This window comes from Spirosoma sp. 48-14, from assembly GCF_001898575.1.
Lineage (GTDB): Bacteria > Bacteroidota > Bacteroidia > Cytophagales > Spirosomataceae > Spirosoma.
The window spans coordinates 130089-153132 of sequence record NZ_MKUD01000058.1 but is presented as its reverse complement, the minus strand read 5'-3'; the positions used below and the strand labels follow the sequence as shown (position 1 = coordinate 153132).

General features: G+C 46.6%; 23 protein-coding genes and 1 tRNA gene. 2 read left to right on the top strand and 22 right to left on the bottom strand.

Annotated features, from left to right (window positions below; all coding sequences use genetic code 11):
• Positions 1 to 26: 26 nt before the first annotated feature.
• The 18 genes from obgE to BGO59_RS25310 form a co-directional block, all read right to left on the bottom strand.
• Positions 27 to 1034: a GTPase ObgE gene (gene obgE / locus BGO59_RS25395; RefSeq protein ID WP_293688251.1), complete on the bottom strand. Its 1008-nt coding sequence runs from the start codon at positions 1032 to 1034 to the stop codon at positions 27 to 29.
• Between the two features lie 8 nt (positions 1035 to 1042).
• On the bottom strand, positions 1043 to 1624 hold the full coding sequence (locus BGO59_RS25390) for an adenylate kinase (RefSeq protein WP_293688248.1): 582 nt from the start codon (positions 1622 to 1624) through the stop codon (positions 1043 to 1045).
• Positions 1625 to 1795: 171 nt separating this feature from the next.
• Entirely contained in the window at positions 1796 to 3574 is a 1779-nt protein-coding gene (locus tag BGO59_RS25385; RefSeq protein WP_293688246.1) for a tetratricopeptide repeat protein, read from the bottom strand.
• A gap of 86 nt (positions 3575 to 3660) precedes the next feature.
• Positions 3661 to 4554 (bottom strand): PstS family phosphate ABC transporter substrate-binding protein, encoded by an 894-nt coding sequence (locus BGO59_RS25380; protein ID WP_293688244.1) that lies wholly within the window; start codon positions 4552 to 4554, stop codon positions 3661 to 3663.
• A gap of 28 nt (positions 4555 to 4582) precedes the next feature.
• Complete coding sequence (locus BGO59_RS25375) at positions 4583 to 4804, bottom strand: hypothetical protein (RefSeq protein ID WP_293688241.1); 222 nt, start codon at positions 4802 to 4804, stop codon at positions 4583 to 4585.
• A gap of 6 nt (positions 4805 to 4810) precedes the next feature.
• On the bottom strand, positions 4811 to 5635 hold the full coding sequence (locus BGO59_RS25370) for an energy transducer TonB (RefSeq protein ID WP_293688238.1): 825 nt from the start codon (positions 5633 to 5635) through the stop codon (positions 4811 to 4813).
• Between the two features lie 4 nt (positions 5636 to 5639).
• Positions 5640 to 6176: a biopolymer transporter ExbD gene (locus BGO59_RS25365; RefSeq protein ID WP_080053835.1), complete on the bottom strand. Its 537-nt coding sequence runs from the start codon at positions 6174 to 6176 to the stop codon at positions 5640 to 5642.
• A gap of 55 nt (positions 6177 to 6231) precedes the next feature.
• Complete coding sequence (locus BGO59_RS25360; protein ID WP_026262033.1) at positions 6232 to 6861, bottom strand: biopolymer transporter ExbD; 630 nt, start codon at positions 6859 to 6861, stop codon at positions 6232 to 6234.
• A 72-nt stretch (positions 6862 to 6933) separates the two neighbouring features.
• Positions 6934 to 7770: a MotA/TolQ/ExbB proton channel family protein gene (locus BGO59_RS25355; protein ID WP_080053837.1), complete on the bottom strand. Its 837-nt coding sequence runs from the start codon at positions 7768 to 7770 to the stop codon at positions 6934 to 6936.
• 538 nt (positions 7771 to 8308) lie between these two features.
• A complete protein-coding gene (locus tag BGO59_RS25350; protein WP_293688232.1) occupies positions 8309 to 8758 on the bottom strand; it encodes a hypothetical protein in 450 nt (149 codons plus the stop codon).
• Positions 8759 to 8887: 129 nt separating this feature from the next.
• On the bottom strand, positions 8888 to 9664 hold the full coding sequence (locus tag BGO59_RS25345; protein WP_293688230.1) for a DUF2306 domain-containing protein: 777 nt from the start codon (positions 9662 to 9664) through the stop codon (positions 8888 to 8890).
• Positions 9665 to 9837: 173 nt separating this feature from the next.
• The gene (locus tag BGO59_RS25340; protein ID WP_293688228.1) at positions 9838 to 10422 is read right to left on the bottom strand and encodes a Crp/Fnr family transcriptional regulator; all 585 of its coding nucleotides are present in this window, start codon (positions 10420 to 10422) and stop codon (positions 9838 to 9840) included.
• Between the two features lie 83 nt (positions 10423 to 10505).
• Entirely contained in the window at positions 10506 to 11120 is a 615-nt protein-coding gene (locus BGO59_RS25335) for a rhodanese-like domain-containing protein (protein ID WP_293688226.1), read from the bottom strand.
• Positions 11121 to 11251: 131 nt separating this feature from the next.
• Positions 11252 to 11325, bottom strand: a tRNA-Pro gene (locus BGO59_RS25330).
• Between the two features lie 97 nt (positions 11326 to 11422).
• Complete coding sequence (locus tag BGO59_RS25325) at positions 11423 to 13825, bottom strand: M1 family metallopeptidase (protein WP_293688224.1); 2403 nt, start codon at positions 13823 to 13825, stop codon at positions 11423 to 11425.
• 25 nt (positions 13826 to 13850) lie between these two features.
• Positions 13851 to 16244: a M1 family metallopeptidase gene (locus BGO59_RS25320; protein WP_293688221.1), complete on the bottom strand. Its 2394-nt coding sequence runs from the start codon at positions 16242 to 16244 to the stop codon at positions 13851 to 13853.
• A gap of 113 nt (positions 16245 to 16357) precedes the next feature.
• Positions 16358 to 17275, bottom strand: a complete 918-nt coding sequence (locus tag BGO59_RS25315; protein ID WP_293688219.1) for a glycosyltransferase — start codon at positions 17273 to 17275, stop codon at positions 16358 to 16360.
• Between the two features lie 10 nt (positions 17276 to 17285).
• On the bottom strand, positions 17286 to 18488 hold the full coding sequence (locus BGO59_RS25310; protein WP_293688217.1) for an FAD-dependent oxidoreductase: 1203 nt from the start codon (positions 18486 to 18488) through the stop codon (positions 17286 to 17288).
• Between the two features lie 207 nt (positions 18489 to 18695).
• On the opposite strand from BGO59_RS25310, the gene BGO59_RS25305 reads away from it, so the two are divergent.
• Both BGO59_RS25305 and BGO59_RS25300 read left to right on the top strand, forming a co-directional pair.
• On the top strand, positions 18696 to 20105 hold the full coding sequence (locus BGO59_RS25305) for an MBOAT family O-acyltransferase (RefSeq protein ID WP_293688215.1): 1410 nt from the start codon (positions 18696 to 18698) through the stop codon (positions 20103 to 20105).
• Positions 20105 to 20977, top strand: coding sequence for a hypothetical protein (locus tag BGO59_RS25300; protein ID WP_293688213.1), 873 nt, complete (start codon positions 20105 to 20107; stop codon positions 20975 to 20977). Before BGO59_RS25305 ends, BGO59_RS25300 begins: the two co-directional genes overlap by 1 nt.
• Before the next feature lie 6 nt (positions 20978 to 20983).
• Here BGO59_RS25300 and BGO59_RS25295 read toward each other — a convergent pair whose 3' ends face one another.
• Genes BGO59_RS25295 through BGO59_RS25280 form a run of 4 tightly spaced genes read right to left on the bottom strand, consistent with a single transcriptional unit; the run spans position 20984 to position 23041 of the window.
• Positions 20984 to 21607, bottom strand: a complete 624-nt coding sequence (locus BGO59_RS25295; protein ID WP_293688210.1) for a HupE/UreJ family protein — start codon at positions 21605 to 21607, stop codon at positions 20984 to 20986.
• A gap of 2 nt (positions 21608 to 21609) precedes the next feature.
• Positions 21610 to 22122, bottom strand: a complete 513-nt coding sequence (locus BGO59_RS25290; RefSeq protein WP_293688207.1) for a gamma carbonic anhydrase family protein — start codon at positions 22120 to 22122, stop codon at positions 21610 to 21612.
• A gap of 47 nt (positions 22123 to 22169) precedes the next feature.
• On the bottom strand, positions 22170 to 22787 hold the full coding sequence (locus tag BGO59_RS25285; protein ID WP_293688204.1) for a 4'-phosphopantetheinyl transferase superfamily protein: 618 nt from the start codon (positions 22785 to 22787) through the stop codon (positions 22170 to 22172).
• Positions 22784 to 23041: an acyl carrier protein gene (locus BGO59_RS25280; protein WP_293688201.1), complete on the bottom strand. Its 258-nt coding sequence runs from the start codon at positions 23039 to 23041 to the stop codon at positions 22784 to 22786. The genes BGO59_RS25285 and BGO59_RS25280 overlap by 4 nt, the downstream gene beginning before the upstream one ends.
• Between the last annotated feature and the right edge of the window lie 3 nt (positions 23042 to 23044).

Sequence of the window (23044 nt, the reverse complement as noted above, 5' to 3'; positions counted from 1 at the left end):
AGGCGTATACGCCGACTTTTACCCGTCTACGTGCTTGGGTCAACGGCCGTCAGATTTTGCCAGATGATATCTTTTAACTCTTCAAGCCCACGTTGGCTTACCGATGAAATAAATGCGACTGGTACTTTCTTAGGTAGATACTCCTTTATGCCTGCCAACGTGTCATCATCAACTAAATCAATTTTAGTAATGGCGAGCAGGCGTGTTTTATCCATCAATTCCGGATTGAACTCACGCAGTTCATGGAGTAGTGTATTGTATTCCTGCCTTATATCTTCAGAAGTAGCCGGAATAAGAAATAATAATACCGAGTTCCGTTCGATATGGCGTAAAAACCGTAAGCCAAGCCCTTTACCCTGTGAGGCTCCTTCAATAATACCTGGAATGTCGGCCATAACAAATGACTTGAAGTCTCTGTAGGCGACGACCCCCAGATTGGGTACAAGCGTTGTAAAGGGATAATCAGCTATTTCAGGGCGAGCAGCAGATAGAACGGATAACAGCGTCGATTTGCCGGCATTTGGGAATCCAACCAGACCTACATCGGCCAACAATTTCAATTCCAGAATAACCCACTCATCCATACCCGGTTCGCCCGGTTGCGCATAATAGGGTGCCTGTTGAGTCGATGTTTTGTAGTGGTCATTTCCAAGACCACCACGACCACCCGGAAAAAGAATGATTTCCTGATTGTCTTCAGTGATTTCCGCTAGTTGTTCGCCTGTATCAGGGTTTCGGGCAATTGTACCCAGGGGTACTTCAAGGATAACATCTTCGCCTTGAGCTCCACTTCGTCGGCCTCCTTCACCTGCTACTCCGTTGCCTGCTTTAACATGCTTCCGGTATTTCAGGTGCAATAATGTCCAGAGTTGCGCATTACCACGCAAAATAATATGCCCACCTCGACCGCCATCTCCACCGTCAGGCCCACCTTTTGGGGTATGCTTTTCACGGCGAAAGTGGACTGATCCAGCTCCACCAGCGCCTGACCGGCAATTTATTTTAACGTAATCAATAAAATTTGACGAAGCCATAAATCTTTCTACCGCACGACCGACTCTTCAATTTTTTGGCATATAGTTTGAAAAATATCTTCAATGCTACCAATGCCGTCGATGGCCACGTATTTTTGCTGTTGATTATAGTAGTCAGCTACTGGAGCTGTTTTATCATTATACTCCTGAACGCGCCGACGAATCAGCTCTTCATTCTGGTCGTCGGGACGGCCCGAAGTTTGCCCACGCAATAAGAGCCGTCGAGTCAACTCTTCACTATCGACGACAAGGGCAACCATTACCGTAATTCGGGTTTGGTGCTGATCAAGGAGCTGGTCAAGGGCAATGGCCTGGTTGACAGTACGGGGAAACCCATCGAAAATAAAACCAGGAGCCGACTGATTTTCCTGCAATTTACTCTCAATCATACCGATAACGACTTCATCAGGAACTAACAAGCCATTATCCATCAATTGTTTGGCTCGGAGACCAAGTTCGGTACCTGCAGCAATTTGCGATCGTAGCAAATCGCCTGTCGACAAGTGAACCAGATTGTATTTTCGAATTAACTTTTCGCTTTGGGTACCTTTCCCTGCTCCCGGCGGGCCAAACAGTACAAGATTAAGCATACGGCTTCTTAAGGGGGTGTCGTTTTTAGACAAAAAAATTGCGCCCGCAAAGTTACAATACCCCCGGAAAAATAATAGCGATATTCCTTGATAGTCATGCTTTTCTATGAGCAAAATAAAAAAGCGCAGGTTTCAAACCTACGCTTTTTTATTGTATTCTCTAAAATCTGCTTATTTACCGGCTACTTTCTTTTTCACTGGAGCAGCTTTTGGAGCAGCTTTTGCTGGTGCTGCGGGCGCTGCTGCTGGTTTGGGTTCTTCCAGTGCTTTTTTCACGCTTTCATCGTTGGGATCAAGCTCAAGCACTTTATTGAAATACTCTTTAGCTTTTTGGTCATCTTTTTTCAACAAGCTAAAGCCAGCCAACGACTTATATGAAGTGATTAGATAACGCTTGTAATCGGTTTTATCAGTTGGGTCAGGAGTCGTAGCCTGCTCGATGAATTTTTCGTAGAGCGGAGTGGCCAGTTCAGCCCCTTTCAACTTATCGTTTGCATAGGCATAATAGTTAGCGCCTGCACGATAGTAGTATGCCAAAGGGTATTTTTTTCCATCGGCTTCAATTTTCTGCGCCATGGTCGCAAAGGCTGAGTCGGCCTTCAGATAATACATTTGTTTTACCTGCCGAATCTGTGCCGTATCCATTGGAGCAGCCGTACTATCACGACCTACACGGGGAGCATATTGATAGCTTGCCAAACCTAACCACAGGAAGTCATTGTTCTGTGGCTTTTTATCTGTTTGAATCGTTTTGGCATAATATGCGGCCGCCTTATCGTACTTTTTGTTATCGTAGAATGTCTTAGCGATTTCACGATACAAATTCTCTGTTGTATCCATTGGGGCCGCTTTTTCCAGATTTACAATAGCCAGCGAATCACCTTGTGGGGTGTTTGTCTGGTTGTAAGCACGACCCAGGAATTTGTAATCATCAGCCATTACCTTTTGAGGAGCGGCATTGATAAAACGGTTCAATGATTCAATCGCTTCCTGGTTTTTACCTAGAGCCGTATAGGCCCAACCATACATCCGGTCAATGATTGGGTTATTAATTTTACCCTTCAATTGGTCCAGATAAGCAATTGCACCCTGATAATCTTCTGCCAGGAATTTGTACCGGGCTATATCCAGCAATTGTTCGGGATCGGTAGTGCCACTTTTCTGAACGTACAGTTCGTAGTTTTGAGCGGCACTTTTGTAAGCCCGTGAGTTAGCTAATGCATCGGCATAGGCCAGGTAGGTTGGAGCAAACTCGGGGTCATTCTGAATCGCCAGTTTGAAATATTCCTGAGCTTTGGTATAGTTCTTACCGCGCAGGTACAAGCGACCAATTTTGTAGTTTGCTTCGGCCAGGTTTGGCGTAATGGTCATTGCATTTTCATACTTGGTAATCGCATTACCGCCATCATTTTTGAGGAAGTATGCATCGCCAAGCAGCATTTCGATCTCCGAATTTTCGTTTTTCTTGTCCTTTTCGTCCGCGATAGTGAGTAAACGAATCGCTTCTGCCGGATTATTTTTCTTCGGATCTTCGAACAGCGTGTACATTTCGCCACCGCGAATCAATACATTCTGGTCTTTGCTTTTGGTTGCTGCAACAGCATTGTCGATCAATGTTTTAGCAGCTGGGCCATCGCCTTTTGAAAGCGCAACGCCTGCTAAACCGATGTTGTTTAACTGATTTTTGGCATCAGCGGCAGCGCCTTTTTCAAAAGCGGCTTTCGCTTTGTCAGTTTGACCGCTTCTCAAATAATAATAGCCAAGATAAAACTGATTTTCAGCGTTTGGCGAACTGCTGGCTAATTGAGTTAGCGTTTGCTCGGCTTTTGTATAACGATCAGCCTCTATGTCTTTCAACGCTGATTGGAGATCCTGCGCCACTAAAGGAGTCGTTATGGTAGCCCCAACGAACAGGATGGTCAATAGCGACTGCTTTCGGTTGTTCATCATGGATTTCAAATTGGAAATGAAAAAGGTTTGCGCTTATAAAACAAATAGCAAAACTAAAAAATTGCGGTTAAACCAAAAAAACTAAATCACTTTGTTAAGTTAATGATTCGATCGTATGGCATTCTGGGCCAAAGTCCCAATTTACGAATGATCAGTGAGCCAGCATCACGAGTGATGTAATTTATCAGCCCACCACCCAAGCCAGGGTGGGTTTCCCGACTTAAAATATAGACAGGCCGACGCAATGGGTAGCGTTGCATGCCTAAATCCTCCTGAAACGGTTGAAAATAATCGTCCCGTTTCGTTGGGTTTGGTTTGGATGATACCCCCATTACCCGTAAATCACGAGCCAATTCAACAGACAACGGCTCATCGCTATCACTGATCCAATTTACACCGATAAACCCTAATGCTGAAGGGTTTTTACGTACAAAATCAATTACTTCACGATTAGAATGGGTAGTGAAAATTCGTAGGTTCTTAACGTCTTTGACATTAAAAGTGTTTAATACAAACTCCAAATTGCTGGAATTATTGTTATCAAAGACTAATGTTATTGGAGCCGACTGATTTCCTCCTTTTAATTGCGACCATTGCTTAGTTTGCCCACTAAAAATACCCTGCAGTTCATTCATGGTAATCAAGCTATCGGTGTTCGCCTTGTTGATAATGAGGGCTACACCGTCGGTAGCAATTTTCTCTGTAGCTCCCTTGATCTTTCGCTGCTTGAGTACAGCCTGCTCATTTGACTTTAATGAACGCGTAGCAAAAACTAGCCGGGCACTGTCTTTAAGCATCATATTGATGGCTTCCTGCTCGGGTCTATACACTACCTTGAAGTGAGCATCAGGATAAATGCCTGAATAAGCTGAGGTCAACTGCATGACCAGTGGTTGAAACGATTCATCTGCGGCAATTACAATTTCACCCCTCGATGGATTGTCTAACGGTTTATCCGTATTGCAGCCAAATAGGCTCATCAGTAGACCAGCGAGCACCCAAAATCGATTAGTCATTGTCTTGAAAACGTTGATAGGCCCGATATGCCCGAAAGGCTCCATAAATAATCAGCAAGGCACCCATACTATATCGAAGTAATCCGGGCTCTGGCAACATGCCAAAAGATTGAGAGGAGGCTATCAGTGCGATGCCTCCTCCCAAATATGCCAGCGAAGCCAGCGCTGCTATGTACAGCGTTAACTGGGCTGCACCTTTATTTTGTCTACGCATACAGACTTACTCCAGCGTGAAGTTGATCGGCAGGTTGTATTTTACCCGTACCGGACGACCCGATTGTTTACCAGGACGCCACTTTGGCATGCTTTTTACTACACGCTGAGCTTCTTCATCCGTACCGAAACCCAATCCTTTTAGAACTGTAACGTCTTGAATACTGCCATCCGTGTTAACCACGAAGCTGACGAATACCCGACCCGAAATATTAGCCCGCTGAGCGGCAGCAGGATATCGGAGTGTTTTGCCTAGGTATTGACCGAGGGCGGCCATACCACCTGGGAATTCAGGCTGCTGTTCTACCACTGTAAAGATTTCCTCTTCTTTCGGAGCGGCTTCTACAGCGACCTCTACTTTGGTTGGAGCCGCAGTAGCTTCAGGTGCTGCAATTACCTCTTCGGCGTTCGGGTCACCTTCCTGCGTTTTTTCAGCAGCAACAGCCTCTTTCAGCTCTTCAACGGCTGGTGGTGGCGTTTCTTCGGGTACTTCTTCATCCGGCTTTACTTCCGGCGGAAGGAACTTCACCGTATTCACCTTCGGTAGTTCGACCGGCGGTGGTGGCGGTGGTGGTGGCTCATTTGGATCAATGGGTGGTGGTGGGAGCTTCATCAGATCCACCTCTACCATTGCTTCTTCTTTTTTCTCCGGAGTCAGGGCACTAATAATCGTTGGAGAAAGTACGCCCAGCGTAAACAGAACACCGCCAATAATGAGGGCACGGGTTACGGTTTTAGGGTACGTTTTCCGAAGATCATAAGCACCATATGCTTTGTTCCGGTGGGCAAACACAATATCATCAAGTGTTGCCTTCTGGTCTATTTCTGCCATGGCGTTATGCGTCTATTTTTGCCTTATCCTTGAGGAGTTTTTTCTCATCAGGAGTTAACTGATCCACAAGTGCGTAGCGTTTGGTTTTGGTAATAGCCATCTCGTCCAGTACGTCAACCATATTTTTGTAGGTCGATTCTTTGGTTGGCTTCACTACCACAACAAACTTATCGGCTGGAACTTTGCGGGCATTCTCCTGAATGGCCTGCCGAAATTCGTAACCGTAACCAACGGTCTTCACTTCTGGGTCTTCGTTAGCCGCTTTACCAAAGATGTAATAGGCTTTATTGTCTTTACCCAGGAAGATCGTCATAACGTTGGAGGCCTTAATAGGCTCCGTTTCTTCGGTCTTTGTTTTATCTGGCACGTTGAGCGTCATCGAAGATGGTTTGCTCAGGGTGGTGGCCAAAATGAAGAAGGTAATAAGCAGGAAGCCCAGGTCAACCATCGGGGTCATATCCACCCGTGTCGACGCTTTCTTGGAGCGTACCTTACCACCATCATGTTTACCACCACCACCGCCAGTGTTAATTTCTGCCATGTTTTGTTAACAGATTCGCGTGATGAAAAATCAATTCGGTTGCAATCACTGCACGTTAGTCATCCGCTTTCCAGCCTGCCGGTGGTGCTTCCGTACCGGTGATCAGGTTGAATTTGTTGATGTTTTGTGCTTGCAGCGTAGCTAACACGTTCTTGAATTCCGGGAATTTGGCAAGATTATCACCTTTCAACGCAATTCGGAGATCGTTGTTAGCCTTACGGGCGTTAAATACCCAGTCTTTCAGCTCGTTCGTAGCACCGGCTCCTGTCGAATCGGTAGGAATACCGGGTTGTTTGATTTTCCCCTGCTGCTCATGCGACAGGTTAAGGAACTGCTTTAACTGGGCGATTGGCATACCGAAGTTCGACATGAGGGCGAACTCTTTCTGCTCTTTGGGCGAAAAGGTAATGCCTTTTGCCTGGGCAATGTTATCCAGCATAGCCAATCGGTGCTGCTGGTTATCAATACCAAAGTAGACTTTACCGTCTCTGCCAAGACCAATGGTCATAATGTCCTTATCCGGGACTTTAATGCCAGAGATAGACGAGGGGGTTTCGATTGCTGCGGCATCCTGCGCCCGGAACTGGGCGGTCAGAATAAAGAACGTCAACAACAGGAACGCCACGTCGCACATCGCGGTCATGTCGACCGTCGAACTGGCACGTTTAATTTTTACTGCTGGCATGAGTTGTTCAGTTTCGGCCTGCCTGATTAAACCAGACAGGTTGGTTAATTACATCAACTGCACTGATACGGCCTAGTAGTGAGCCGCAAAGTTTTGCTGGATGCTCAGACCGATTTCGTCGATGTTGTAGGTCAACACGTCAATGCGGCTGGTGAAGTAGCTATACATGATCGTCGCGATAGCAGCTGTACCGATACCCAGAGCCGTGTTTACCAGAGCTTCAGAAATACCCGTCGAAAGAGCAGCTGTGTCAGGTTGGCCCGTTGCACCCATGGCAGCGAAGGCCCGAATCATACCAAGTACCGTTCCAAGCAGGGCGATCAGCGTCGAAACCGAAGCCAGCGTAGCAATGATGGTTAGGTTTTTCTCCAGCATTGGCAGCTCCAGGGTGGTAGCTTCTTCCACTTCTTTCTGCAGGGCAACTAACTTTTGTTCTTTGTTCAACTCGGTATCCGTCGATAATTGCTGGTACTTCAGCAGAGCGGTTTTCACTACATTGCCGATAGAACCTTTCTGACGATCGCACTCCTGGATAGCAGCAGCGACTTCATTCCGATCTAGCTGGCTTTTGACTTTCCGAACGAAATCGTCAATCGAACCTGAACCGTTCGCACGACCGATTGTGAAAAAGCGCTCAATCGAGAACACCAATACGGTCAGGAAACAGGTGAACAGAATGGGTACAATGAATCCTCCCTTATACACGGTACCGAAGTAGTCGCCTGGAAGAGGTTCTTTGGTATTGTCGCCTTCCTGAAAGTGACTGCCATCACCGAAGACGAACATGTACGTCAGGATACCGATGATCAACAGAACCGGAAGGACGAACGCGGGGTTCAGACCGCCCGACGACTTCTTTTTTGGGGCTGGTGCTTTAGCGGGTGCTGGAGAGGGAGTTTGTGTTTTCATTTGAACTGGACTGTAGGGTTAAAATTTAAAAGTTGGTTTACCCGGTAAAAAAAGTGAAAAATTTAGACTCTTTCGGTTTGATCCACTAAAAATTTAGCAGAAATACCGTCGAACCTCCACAAAAATAGGTGTTTTCAATTAAAAACCACACAACGGTTTTGGTCAAATGTTTCACTTTTATTGTAATCCACCAATAAATACTTGGATATATTTCACTTGATGGTCCTGGTTGTCAGTGATTAATACAATGGATAAACTCTGTACTTAGGCCTATATATCTAAAACTCACTCCCAATAGGCTAATTCAGCCTGAAAATTAGGGAGGATCGTGGATTATAAAAAAATTGTTAAACTTGTTCATAATGCCTGAAAAACTACATCTGAAGCCTTTTAGGGATAGATGCATCAACAGAGATTATTCCATAAAGTGCGCTAATTTTTTTTTGGAAGTTTAGATAATGTAACCAGTAGGGCTTGTTTGTAATATGTCAGTTGGCAGATGTAAGGATGGGTTTTTCTGGGTCAAAAACAGGATTGGCTAAGGCAGAAGGTAAGCAATGTTAGAAGCTCCTACCGTTTTAGCTAACTTCTTGACAACACCATCCATGGCTATAAAGCCACCTTTTTCTACCCCCCCTGTTGATCCTTTGAAAAGTAAAGGCGTATTACGGTATTGATACCCTAGCATCTCAGCATTACCCTGACCATTAAAGACTGCTTTATTGCCCTCAACCCGGACAAAAATTCGTATAGAGATTTCATTACTCATGTTTTTGTATTCGGTCATGACAAAGCCTTTGCTTTTATCCAATTGCTCGATAAAGAAACCGGACGACTCAAGACGAAAAGCAATCATGTCTACCAGCGCTGAGTCAGACAAAGTACTGGTAATCTCAATACGATTAGCACCCTTGGGAATATCAACTTTTTGCGAGTAAGCACTTACGGCTAAAATGAGAAAGATAAAGGTGTACAGGTAGCGTTTCATGGTCAACTAGATTTCCGGCAAATATAACTTTCCGGTTATCTAACATGGATTATGAATAGCAGGGGTTGTATGTTTTTAGTGCATAAATCATGGGTAGACTGCCCAAAAAGGCTTTGGTCATACGTATTATTACAGCTTTGCAAGCCTGGGGAGCCACATACCTATCGTTGCTCCGGCTATTCCTACAAGCTGAATAACCGTAGCAAGAAAAATTAAGGCTGAAACGGACAAGCTTAAAGCCTTTCGTTGCTTTCGGTGGGCATAGAAATAGAGTTCCAGAAGGCCAAGCGAGATAGGGATAGCGTAGGTAAATAGGGTAAGGGCTGTTAAGAAAGGGCCAGAGAACGTTTTAGGGTTAAATCCGACAGGACCTCCATGTATCAGTAACCAGCACATCAGTTCAACTCTGAAAAGCCAGACGCCATTTACCACCATAAATAGCCGTAACGCCCAGGATTTATGTTTGTCAAATTGACGAGCTTTGGCGTAGAGAAAAGAAAGTACGGCGAAAATAATGCAATAAATCGCGAGTATACTGATGCTAATGTGTTGAATTGTATCGCCGACTGCACCGCGCGTCCAAACCATAATTAGGCCTGCTGTACTGACAATAATAGCCGTTATTATGTAAAGTCGACCCAACCAACGATGAAATCGAGGAGCATACCGACGCACTGACGGAATGAATTGCAAAGGGCCGCCAATAACCAAAATAGACGCTAGCAGAACGTGTATGCCTACTACTAGATTACCTAGCCAGTCACCGGTCACATAGCCATGCGGCAGCACATCGTTCCAGCTTGTAAAATCGCCCTGAAGCGTCGCCTTGCCATAGAATAACAAGATATAAATGCCAAATAGCCATAGCCCAATTGTAGTTACCCCAAACCAGACCGTTGACGCCATGGTCAAAAGTTTTGTCGTGTAGTGAATTGTTTGTTTATCAGATACGGAGATTGTTGTATTGGACGTCATGGCAGAAAGGATGCTAAGGTTTGGGATAAACTTAGTCAGCGTCTTTCCAGGCGTAATTAGACAAATGTCCAATACGGATGAGTGGTTATATTCTAGGGTGAGCGTTAGAGGTTGTGTTGACTCCTGAGTCGGCTCAAATGCCGTTGTGTGATGCCTAAGTAAGAGGCGATATAACGCAGGGGCACATGCTGAATAATAGTAGGCTTTTCCCGCAAAAATTTAGTGTACCGCTCTTCGGCTGTCAGATGGCCTAGATCGTAAAGCCGTCTTTTTTCTTCTTCTAAGTGCTTCTGTAGAATCTGAATTGTATAGTCTTTTTGTGTCTGGCTATATTCGGCTCTTATCGATACTTCGTCCCGGTTTATTCTGAGAAGTTCACAATCTGTAATGCAGTGTAGATTTTCGTTGGAAACCGTACGATTCATGAAATGAGAATACGACGTAAAAAAACGTGGTCCTGCGTTTAAATCCGTTGTGATTTCTGCATTGTCTTTATCAAAGTGAAAGTTTCTCATGTAGCCCGACACGATAAAATTGTGATATTGGGGAACTTGCCCCGCTGGCTCAATGATCGTGTCTTTAGGAACGAAAACCGGCTTAAAGGATTCACGAATTGACACTTTATCGGTCTCGGGCAAGACGATGATCTGTTCGATATAATTAAAAAGGCCTGTATAGTAATGTTCCATACGAAGCTATGCTTTGAATATATACGTTAGCTTGCCTGCGAGTCGCTAGCAGGGAAATACATGATTTTATTCGTTACCTCTAGCTACTTAATTAGTAAGGCTTTACCCATTGAGGAGTCCCCTACCGATTCTGCCCAGGTAGACATGCCTCCGCTCATATTTTTGACATTCATAAAGCCATGTTCGGTTAAAATATGACTGGCGCGTGGGCTACGATGGCTATGTGAGCAATAGACGATAATTTCCTTTCCTTTAGCTGATTCGAGTTCGGCTAATCGATTTTCCAGTTGTTGAACCGGGATATTTATGGCATTCTTCAAACGGCCAAACTTTTCGGTTGCTTTGCCATCAAACTCCTGTGGTGTACGCACATCTAACAAGAGTACGTTAGGACGGGCGGCAACAATCTTGCACAACTCGGCGGGCGTTATATTCTGGAAACGTATACTTCTCTTTTCGACTAAACGCATCCCACAATGAGGGCATGTGCCAGCCTGATGGAATACGTCGTGATCACAGTCTGAGCCGCAAGGCAGGCATACATATTCCTCTTCCTGTTTAGGGGAGGGGGATTGTCCGTAAAGTGGTATCACACTACTAAGCAGAACAAAAAGGAAATAGGTTAATGGTTTGAAAATCAAAGAGGAATATAGTTGCCTCCTCCCTGCTTCTTTTGTAGTATCAAGTAATGTGTCCATGTTTTTTAAATAGGTTATGGGTTGCCTTCTGGGCTGTCGATAGGCTAAAATTATAAATTGTTAGGTTAAGATTTTAGCGCTAAAAAACGAAAAAGCCACCTATGATAAACATAAGTGGCTTTTCAGCTAAGTCGGGAAGGCGGGATTCGAACCCACGACCTCTTGCACCCCATGCAAGCACGCTACCGGACTGCGCTACATCCCGATTGGAGCGCAAAAATAGTGAATTGACTTGGATGAACAAGGAAGATTAAGAGATTTTTCTAAATTCTATGACCCCTTGTTCATCCAAGTCGATTAATCTAGTTCCTGCCAGTTCCCTGTCGGGCTGGTGGAGGAGTGGTTTGTTTCTGCTGTTGCATCGGGTTAGGACCTTGTGGACCAAAACCGCGCTGCTTGAACAACTGGAAACGGGTTGGTTGCGATACGCGGGGGAACGAGTTATTTTCCGTATCGATATCCGCTATTTCCTGGAAAGGGTCAAGCGTCCACTGCGTTACTTTCTTGTTAGTGGCGATCACCTTTTTGACCGACACATCGTTGAAACGCCAGATTTCGGCTGGGAAACGGGCTACTGAATCGGTACCGTCTTCAAACTGCATCCGAATAATAACGGGCATTGGCAAGCCACCTTTGTTCTTTAGCGACAGTGTATAGTAGTTTGTACCAGCGCTTTTCTCGAGAGTGGCGCGTTCCGACTCACTAAGGGTTGCCAGATAATCCTGATATTTCTTCTTATCGTTTTCTGTGACAGCATATGGATCGTAGCTATTGTAGAAATCTTTCATAGTCGAATCTTTGGCTACCACAGTTTCAGCTTTCGTAGCCGCATCCCGCTGTTTGCTGATGGTACCCGCCCGACGCATAGCCTCTTCTTTAGCGGCTGCTTTGGTCGCAATCGGATCGCCTGAGTCAACCTGGAACCAGTCCACTTCTACCAGATCCTGGTCAACGGGCTCAACGCCATAAAACCAACCTTTCCAGAACCAGTCCAGATCAACGCCTGATGCGTCTTCAAGGGTACGAAAAAAGTCGGCTGGCTCGGGAGTTTTGAACGCCCAGCGACGCGCATATTCCTTGAAAGCGTAGTCGAACAGTTCGCGGCCCATCACCGTTTCGCGCAGAATGTTGAGTGCCGTTGCCGGTTTGGCGTAGGCATTCGGACCAAGGCTAATGACGTTATCGGACGAGGTCATGATTGGCGACAGGACCGACTTGTCTGACTTCATGTAATCAGTAATGTACTGCGGTTCTCCCCGGCGGCTTGGGAAATCATAATCCCATTCTTTTTCGGCCAGATACTGACAGAACGTGTTCAACCCTTCGTCCATCCAGGTCCACTGCCGCTCGTCGGAGTTGACAATCATCGGGAAGAAGTTATGGCCTACTTCGTGGATAATTACGCCGATCATACCCGCTTTGGTTTGTGCCGAATAGGTGCCATCGGCCTCAGGACGGCCTCCGTTGAACGAAATCATCGGGTATTCCATACCGCCACCGGCTGTAGCGTGACACGAAATGGCTACCGGATACGGGTATTTAATGGTTCGGTTGCCATACGACCGTAGCGTATGCTCAACTACGCGGGTCGAGTACTGACCCCAGAGTGGATTGCCCTCCTTAGAATAGAATGACATACTCCAGATTTTATGTCCGTCGCCATACACATCGGTTTGCATAGCATCCCAGATGAATTTACGGCTGCTGGCAAAAGCAAAGTCACGAACGTTCTGAGCAGCGAATACCCAAGTTTTTTTTGTTTTGGTATCACTAGGTTTGGCTTTTTCAGCGGCTTCGGCTTCAGCCTGAGTAACGATCACAACCGGCGTTTTTGACGTAGCTGCCTGCGCCAGACGCTTTTGCTGGGTAGCACTCAGCACCTGTTTGTAGTTCTGACATTCGCCCGTAGCGCCAATGACATGATCGCTGGGGGCCGTGATGGCAACTTTATAGTTTCCGAAGATGAGCGTAAACTCACCCTGGCCCAGAAACTGCTTATTTTGCCAGCCTGTCACATCGCTGTAGGAACAAAGACGAGGGAACCAGTGCGCAATAAAGTAGTTGTAGTTACCATCTTTTGGGAAAAACTCCATACCGCTCCGACCATAGTATTCGGTAACGAAGTAGTTCCAGTCGACGTTGAACGAATAGCTGCCGCCGGGTTTCAGTGCCGTGGGCAGATCGATCCGCATCATCGTCTGGTTGATCGTATATTTCAGGTTCGTCCCCGTTTTAGCATCCTTCACGGCTGTGATCTTGTAACCATACTTGTCGGTCGCCTGTTGCTGGCTGCGTTCGCGTACGGAAGTCAGGTTTTGTAACTGGGCGAAACTCATACCGCTTTCGTTCACACCACCTGTACGGGTAACACTCCCGGTTGAGCCTTTGGCGAATAGGTTTTGGTCGAGTTGGAGCCAGATGAAAGGCAGCTCATCGGTCGAATTGTTGTGATACGTAACGGTTTCCGAACCAATGATTTTCTGGTTGGCATCGTCAAGTTCGACCTTGATGTCATAATCAGCGCGGTTCTGGAAATAATCTTTTCCCGGAGCACCTGCAGCCGTACGGAACGTATTGGGCGTAGGCAGCATAGGCCCGAGTTGTTCAAAACGATTGTTAGCGTTTTGGGTTGATGGAGCCGGAGCCTGGGCAAACAGAGTGGCCGATCCAAGGACAAGCCCGACTGCTACCATTACTTTTTTCATAATATGCTTAGGTTAATAGAGATGATTAATTTCGACCACTGCCTTGCCGGGCAGGAGATGGTTGCCGTTGCTGTTGCATCGGATTAGGACCTACTGCACCTCCACCTGGCCCTTGCCGCTGCTTAAATAACTGGAAGCGGGTTGGCCGGGCTACACGCGGAAATGAGTTGTCCTCAGTATTGATGTCGGCAATTTCGTAGAATGGATCGAGTGTCCATTGCTTCACCTTTTTATTCGTAGCGATCACCTTTTTGACCGACACATCGTTGAAACGCCAGATTTCGGCTGGGAAACGGGCTACCGAATCGGTACCGTCTTCGAACTCCATGCGTACAATAACGGGCATTGGAAGTCCGCCTTTGTTTTGTAGCGATAGCGTATAAAAGTTTGTGCCTGCTTCGGCCAACAGACGCTCTTCAGCCGTTAGCGTGGCGAGGTAATCCTGGTATTTTTTCCGGTCCTGATCGGTCACAGCATAGGGGTCATACCGATTGTAGAAGTCGCGCATGGTGCTGTCCTGCGAGACAACCGTTTGATCTTTACTGAGCGCATCCCGCTGTTTGCTGATCGTATTTAGTTTCCGCTGTGCTTCCTTACGGACTTCGGTTTTAGAAATTTCCGGATTTTGCGAGTCGGCCTGGAACCAGTCAACTTTTACAAGCGATTGGTCGACAGGCTGTACGCCGTAGAACCAGCCTTTCCAGAACCAATCCAGGTCAACGCCCGATGCGTCTTCAAGGGTACGGAAAAAGTCGGCCGGTTCGGGGCTTTTAAACGCCCAGCGACGCGCATATTCCTTGAAAGCATAGTCGAATAGTTCGCGGCCCATCACCGTTTCGCGCAGAATGTTCAGTCCGGTAGCGGGTTTGGTATAAGCGTTGGGGCCGAACGTATTCCGGGAAATATTATCCGAACTGCTCATGATAGGTACCTGCTGAGTCGAGTCGAGTTGCATGTAGGGTACGATGTACTGCGGATCGATGCCATGAGCCGGGAAGTTGGCATCCCATTCGAGGCAGGCCAGCCCTTCCAGAAAGCTGTTCAATCCCTCGTCCATCCAAGACCATTGCCGTTCGTCGGAGTTAACGATCATTGGGAAGAAGTTGTGGCCTACTTCGTGGATAACCACCGAGATCAGGAAGTTTTTGGTGCCTTCTGAATACGTACCATCTTCGAGCGGCCGGGCACCGTTGAAGCTAATCATCGGATACTCCATGCCACCCACTGGACCATGAACGGAATAGGCAACCGGATAAGGGTATCCAATGGTCCGGCGTGAATAGGAGCGCAACGTATGAGCCACAAGCCGGGTCGAATATTGTCCCCAGAGTGGGTTGGCTTCTTTCGGATAAAGCGACATGGCCCACACCCGCTTGCCTTCTACATTGGGCTGTAAGGCATCCCAGATGAACTTGCGGCTGCTGGCAAACGAGAAATCACGAACGTTGTCGGCTTTGTAAATCCAGGTTTTCGTGCCGGTGGGCTTGCCTTTTTCAGCCGCCTGAGCCTCGGCCTGCGTAACGATTAATACAGGGTTTTCGCCAGATTTATCACCCTTGCCTTTGGCGTCGTTCCAGCGTTTTAACTGGGTAGCGGTCAAAACCTGCGTTGGATTCTGGAGTTCGCCAGTTGCTCCTACAATATGGTCGTTGGGTACGGTTAGAGCCACTTTATAATTCCCGAAGATCAGCGTGAATTCGCCTGTTCCCAGAAACTGCTTATTCTGCCAGCCAGTCACATCACTATAGGTACAAAGACGGGGAAACCATTGAGCTATTTCGTAAATATAGTTGCCATCGGCCGGGAAAAATTCATAACCCGAACGGGCGCCTACTGCTTTGACATCGACAATCTTGAAATTCCAGTCAATGGAAAAACTAACCGATTTACCGGGGGCAATGGGTTGGGGCAAGTCGATCCGCATCATCGTCTGGTTGATGGTATACCGAAGCGGTTTTCCTGCTACATCCCGTACCGATGTGATCTTGTGGCCGTAATCTTTCGCAGCTAAGTCTCCGCCCTGGTTAAGTTGCTGGAACGACATACCCCGATCAGAATTAATGCTGCTTGTTCGCGACGTATTGCCAATGGCATCAGGGCGAAACAGGTTCTGATCGAGCTGTAGCCACAGATAGGGCAGGGCATCGCTGGAATTGTTGTGATAGGTAATCGTTTCGGAGGCCGTTATTTTCTGGGTAGCGTCGTCGAGACTTGCTTTGATGTCATAATCAGCGCGGTTTTGGAAATAGTCTTTTCCCGGAGCGCCCGAAGCCGTACGAAATGTGTTGGGAGTGGGGAGTAGGGGGCCTAGTTGCTCAAAGCGAGTGTTAGCGTGCTGGGTGCTCGGAGCTGTTGGTTGTGCCCAGGCCAATCCGGCTGAAATCGCTAAACCCGAAATCAGCAAAATTATCTTTTGCATCCGTTTAATTTTAGTTGTTGATAGGAGTGGTAAAATTAAGAAAAAACTAGTAAACGCTGTGACTGGATAGATAAGGTTTATGTAGACTATACGAATCAAGGCACCTAACTGGTTCAGGAAGGTAGCCGGGGTGGTTTGGTGATCCTGTACTGATGTCCTGTTGTGTATTGGCGAATGAATCGACGTACCGATTCTCCCAGGAAAAAGGCATATACTCGTTTGACAAAGGCAATAAACTCGATCGTCCGCTTAACTTTCCAACTTGTGAACGTAGTTAAGTGTGCATCATCGACGTAGGAAGCTAGTACGGAACGTGCTTTTTTTGAGAAGATAAAGAAGTCCTTTAGCAACCATGGTGCATGCGTGCTTTCTGGGTAGTATCGTTTTATGCAATATTGTGTATTGTTGTACAGAAGTCGGCCCTGTAAACATAACCCGAAGGTCCAGTAAATATCAGCGAAATCAGGACGGTTAGTTGTTTTTTTCAGGAAAAGCTCCCGTTCAAGTATACGATGGCGATTAAAAATTCCTCGAAATGGAATGCCGATATTCCAAAAACACATAAGGTAAACGGCAAGTACGGGCCGATGTGGATTCAGACGGATGCTGAATCGTCTTGGCAGGTACATTCGTTGATGGCGTTGTGTGGTTAAATCAATGGTAATGATGTCGCCAAAGCTAAGCCAGGCATCGGGGTTATCTTCTAGATTCTGAACCAGGTCTGTAACGTATCCAGCCGGAAATGTGTCGTCGTGCGGCATCCACATGAAGTATTTTGCCGTGGCTTCCCGAAGTAAAAAATTATAATGATCAACCCAGTCTATTCGATCAGTAGCCCGTAAAACTCGAATACGCTTATCCTCATCGAATCGCTTTTCCAGAATGGCCAGTGCGTCATCATCGCAGTGTCGGTCTGAAATCAGAATTTCAGTACCTTCAGTGGGCAGATTCGAAATATTCTGAATAATTATGTCTAAGAAGCGATAAGACCGATATAGGGGGATCGCAATCGAAACCGTGGGTGCCGTCATCGGATAAAGTCTAGCCTAATTGGTCGATTAGGGATTGAGCAAAATAGGGCGCCGAGGTGAACTTCCCGGTATCGACAGAAAAATAGCCATCGAACCCGTTGACGCCAATATTGTACCGATAATGAAGTAGGCTATCGGGATCGTCTATATCCGTTTCGCCCCACGAGAAAATAACGCCTGCATTGGCCTGCTTAATCTCAAACTGGCGTAAACCTGGCACAATAGCATCCAGGGCATTTAGGGTTGCTTGTTGCCAATCTTGTGTGGACTGTGGGTCTTGGGTTTGGTTAGGCCAATGATCGGGGGGCTGTAATTGATCCGACCAGCCACGCAAACAGGTTGGATACCAGGATAAATAGGTTAGGCCGTCGGGATAGGTGACTAAATCCCCAAAAGGCCCTAAAACAATCGTATGGGATGCTACATGGGTTAATTTCTGAGGAAGATGGCCTAATAAACTATGCTTGAGCCGATATACCCAAGGTTGTTTGGGATGAAGGCCTAAGGATGAGTCGAGCTGTAACCGTCCGTCCCATAAGCAGTTGACAACAATACTTCCTTCATCGGACCAGGACTGGCCTGTAATTGTGTCTCCGTTTATCCGAAAGCCGACGGGTGCACGTTCAACAGTCCGAACACGTCGGTTTGGTAAGAAACGAACATATTCTTGTTGCAAGGCACCGATCAGAACAGGCTTTAGCAGTTGGGTTTGAATCGCTAACTCGGGAGTTGCAATAGCTGCTCTAGCCAATAATGGATTCAGGTAAGAGGGCAAAGGCTGGCATTGTGTTAGCAATTGTGAAGGGCTGTGCCCAACATAATGTAAACCCTGTTGCTGGTAGGCCTTATAGGCGACAGCAATTCGATCGTAATGATGTTGAAGTGTATCCACGGCGACCATAGAATCGCGATGAACAATATATGTAAATGGAGTTGAGCAAATCGACCGCCAATTGATTTGGTGGTTAGTCCATGCATCTAATAAAGGACCAAAATGCATGGCAGACTTAAGTAGTAATGATGCTGTGCGAAAAGACCTATCATTAGCATACACATAGCCAAGATGAATTTTGGCTTCGCCCTTCATACTTGTCTGGCTAAACGGTTCCTGAGACCGATCGATCAGGGTTACATCATATCCTTTTTTACGCAGTGCCAATGCACAGCAAATGCCTTGTATGCCAGCGCCAAGGACTAGTGCTTTATCTTTCATAGAGGAGGAAGGGGCAACCTGACCAGCCAATCAGGAGCAGTCGGTTTGCTGAAATATATCTGCAAATAAAGGAATCAAAAAGCCAGGCTGTACGGATACCGCCCGTTTACGTTATGCTTGACGTTGGATGTCGTAATTATACTCCTTGTTTTTAATTTGTAATCTTTGTTAAATTGCAGGTAACTAATTTGCCCATGCCTACTTGAAATGCTTTTTACCAGCTTTGAATTTTTTGTACTGGTTGTTGTCACATTTATCCTCTATTATTTACCTCTACTGGCCCGGTGGCAGGTACTGATTCTCATTATTGCCAGTTTGGTATTCTATTCAGTTAATCAGGCAAATTTGCTCTGGTTACTATTGCTTTCTGTAAGTATCAATATTGTATCGAGTTACTGCGTCATTTATGGGCGTACCGATTTACGCCGATTCCATGCTATCTGGGGCGTAGTTGCCAATCTAAGCATTCTGTGTTTTTTCAAATACGGTCCCTTGCTAAGTCGTACGTTTTTACCTTCCGAAAGCTCATTGGCACAAACGCTGGTTGCCTTACCCTTGCCAGTTGGTATTTCATTTTTTACATTTCAGGGTATAAGCCTGGTTGTCGATACCTATCGCTATCGCGATGTTCCCCAGTTTCGTTCACTGATCGTTAAAAACTGGGCTCAGCATGCACAAAACGTCTTTTTCTTCAAAGCCTTTTTCCCTCAGCTAGTTTCTGGGCCGATTGTGAAGGCGCACTTTTTTCTACCCCAGATCAGCCCTAAATTCCTTTCCAACATCAAATGGGATGCTTGCTTTCGGGCCTTGGTAGTCGGGTATTTCTTAAAAACAGTGGTTGCCGATAACCTGAAAGATTATACAGCTCTCATTGCTTATCCGTATTTTGAAGGCTATTCGTCGCTTACACTAGTAGGCTTGCTTTTTGGCTACTCGATGCAAATATTTGCTGATTTTGCGGGCTACTCACTCATTGCCCTGGGCCTTGCCGGATTGTTTGGATACGATTTTCCGATAAACTTCAACTTCCCTTACGTAGCGGTTTCGTTCTCCGATTTCTGGCGACGCTGGCATATTTCCCTGTCGAGTTTTCTGCGCGAATACCTGTACATCCCATTGGGCGGAAATCGGCATGGGGCTTTTCGCACCTACCTGAATCTGATGCTGACGATGATACTGGGGGGGCTTTGGCATGGGGCTGCCTGGAGTTATGCGGTCTGGGGGTTTGCCCACGGCCTGGCGCTGGCCGTCGAGCGGTTTGTCGATCATCGGTTGGCTCCGAAACCAGGCACCATCTCGCAGATTAGCCGGGGGGTATTGGTATTTGGTTACGTAACCTTGCTATGGCTGCTCTTTAAATTACCGGATTTCAATCATGTAATCGCCTATTGCCAGGCATTGGCCAGTAATCTTCACAAGCCTCATGATATGCGTGCGTTGGGATTGATCGCTCTGTATTCACTGCCTGTAATTGCTTATCATGTTCATTATGTGGTTCGGGAGCGGGTTACCTACTATAGGCCAACTACCTGGCAGTTTGTAGGGTATGGCCTTATGCTTTTTTTAGTAATTACGAATGCGGGTTCGGAGGGTGTGTTTATTTATTTTCAATTCTAATGGTTCGGAAGGCAGTACTCACAACGCTACTACTCCTGCTGCTATACAGTCTGTTTATTTATGCTTTTCAGGGGCATATTCATCGTACGGGCCTGACTGTTCAACAGAATAATATTGTAAAAGCCGAGGAGTTCCTTTACGAGAATGGTCAGAAGGCCGACACGGTCGTGGTGGGTTCATCGATGAGTAACCGACTGCTGTTCGATAGCCTGCCGGGTCATTATTACAATCTGGCACTTGAAGGACTGTCCTCGGCCGATGGGCTCGGCCTGATTGCGCAGGCAAAGCATCGGCCACGGCTATTGTTGATTGAAACGAACAGTATGGATCGTTTGCCTGATACCGCCTTTTTTGCCGCTTTGACGAAACCCGCCTTGCGTGTTATTCGGGAGTACCTGCCGCTTACCCGATTGAAGTATCAGCCCGTCGGCGTTATAAAGGCATTGTTTCGTGATTTGAAAACAGAAAGGTCACCTATGGTATCAACCGAAGCCATCGATACCACCTTCGTATCCAAGTTGATTCAGGCTCGTTTGGTGGATATGAACCGGATTCCGCCTGAGAATGAAATGCAGGCAAAGATCGATGTATCGGCAGCTTATATCAAACGCTTACAAGAGTCTGGAACACAGGTGATTTTCTTTGAAATGCCTACCGATCCGAGAGTACGAAATACAATTCTGTCGGGACGGGTTCGCAAGCTGGTTGGGTTGACGTTTCCAGAGTCGGCGTATCACTACGTTCAATTTCCTTCGGATTTTTATCAGACAACAGATGGCGTACACTTGCCCTGGGGTGAATGCGCTCGTTATACGCGTTATCTGAATACTCAGTTGAGCCAATCGGCGGTTCGCTTGACGGAAGTTCGTTAGTGATGCCTATTTCCCCTGCATAAACTCATGCAGATACTCGTTGTTGATAATGAGCGATAAAGCCATTCCGGCTACAACCCCCGAAACAATCAGCACCCATCGTAATCGACGGCTTTTGACAATGTCGAGTAGGAAATAGGCTACCGCTAAAACAAGACTGACAATAACCAGTTGCCCAAGTTCGAGGCCGATATTGAAGGCTAGTAAGGGCTGGACGATAGCTGCTTCCCGGCCGAGTAAACTGCGCAGGTAGTTGGAAAAACCCATACCATGAATAAGGCCGAACGATAGAGCCAGCATGTACCGGCCAATAGGGCTGGACGATTGACTGATGGCCGGGCCTCGGAGCTTTGACTCCTGAAAAAAGAAGTTTGTAATGGCTGTGATTAGAATCGTAATTGGGATCAGCAATTCGATCAGTTCGGTCTTGTACTTAATGAGCTGCAACGTGGCCAGGGCGAGCGTAATAGAATGCCCAATGGTAAAGGCTGTAACCAGAATCAGCACCTGCCGCCACTGCTGAATCGTATAAACAGCACACAGCGCTATAACGAAAAGAATATGGTCATATCCGCTAGGATCGGTAATGTGGTCGAAGCCTAAACGAAGATAGATTAGAAAGTCTTCCATACTTATTCTTTAAACCATTCGGCGTACATGACGTAGTTGTTGGCCGTCCGTTTGAAGATTTCGGCCTGCTCTGGCGAAACGGCTTTCAGGAAGCGGGCCGGATTACCTGCATAAATTGAGCCGGGAGGGATTATTGTATTCTGGGTAACGATAGCACCAGCCGCTACAATACTGCCCTGGCCAACAACGGCGCCGTCCATCACGATAGCTCCCATACCAATCAGGACATTATCTTCCAGCGTACAGCCGTGTACGATGGCATTATGGGCAATGGAAACGTAATGGCCAATCGTCGTTTTGAATCGCTGATATGTGCAGTGGATAACGGCCCCATCCTGAATGTTGGTTCGGTCGCCGATAGTGATGGAATTTACATCGCCCCGAACGACAGCGTTGAACCAAACCGTGCAGTCGCGACCCATGGTCACATCCCCCACGATGGTTGCATTATCGGCAAACCAGCAGTTGTCGCCAAACTGGGGTGTATTTCCCCGAACAGATTTAATCAGTGCCATATCGCAAAGATAATGGCTATCGGTTCTGTTCGACGAATACGATCACATCAGCTGCATTGGTGTGTGAGCCAGCCAAGGGCAAAGGCTCCATAACTGCCATGATGACTCATACTGACTGGAATAACCAGAGATTGACTGGACGGCTGTTCAATAGTCAGATCAGGAATTCCATCTTCCTGTTGGCTGAGATGAAGGCTGGATAGGGGAACGGATAAATTTTTGGAATAATACTGAAGTAACTTTTGCCGAACCTGGGACGATTGATACAAATGGTCTGTGTGTTCGAGTGGAATAACGACCTGTTGATACGTAGAAGGTTCGGCCACTGGAAAGGCTAACGTGGCTAAGTAATTTGATGTAAAAATGGTTTTTGTCTGGTAGGTAAGTCCATAAAAAACGCTGCCCGTTGCTTCGGTTTCGGTTATAGCGGTAAGTTGGCCGCTAATTTTCTGGGGAGCAAAACGGCGAAGCCTGGTTTGGCGGAAATTCGCTTTATAAGCACTTTCTTTCATGCTCCAAAACAGCCAGACCATCCGTTCTGGATCGTCGGCCGTGTTGATAAGGTATTGCTCGTGGGCGGTGAAAAGTTTTTGCAAAAAGCCTTTTCGATGCCAGTTGCTTTCCTTTCGAGCCTGAGTCAGATCAACAATGTCGTTGCCGATCATTTGGCTTCGAGTTTCTGCCTGATAATCTCAATAGCGGACCCAACGGTTAACATTCGCTCCATCGACTCGTTATCAATCTCAATGTCGTAAGCCTCTTCCACATCCAGCGCAATATCGACCAGATTTGCTGAGTTGATTTTCAGGTCTTTAATGAAGTCAGTGTCTTCGGTCAAGTTCTGAAACGCCTGTTCATCCTGAACGTATGGCTTTACGATTTTTTTGAGGGTAGCAATCAGTTCGTCTTTATTTTCCATGGT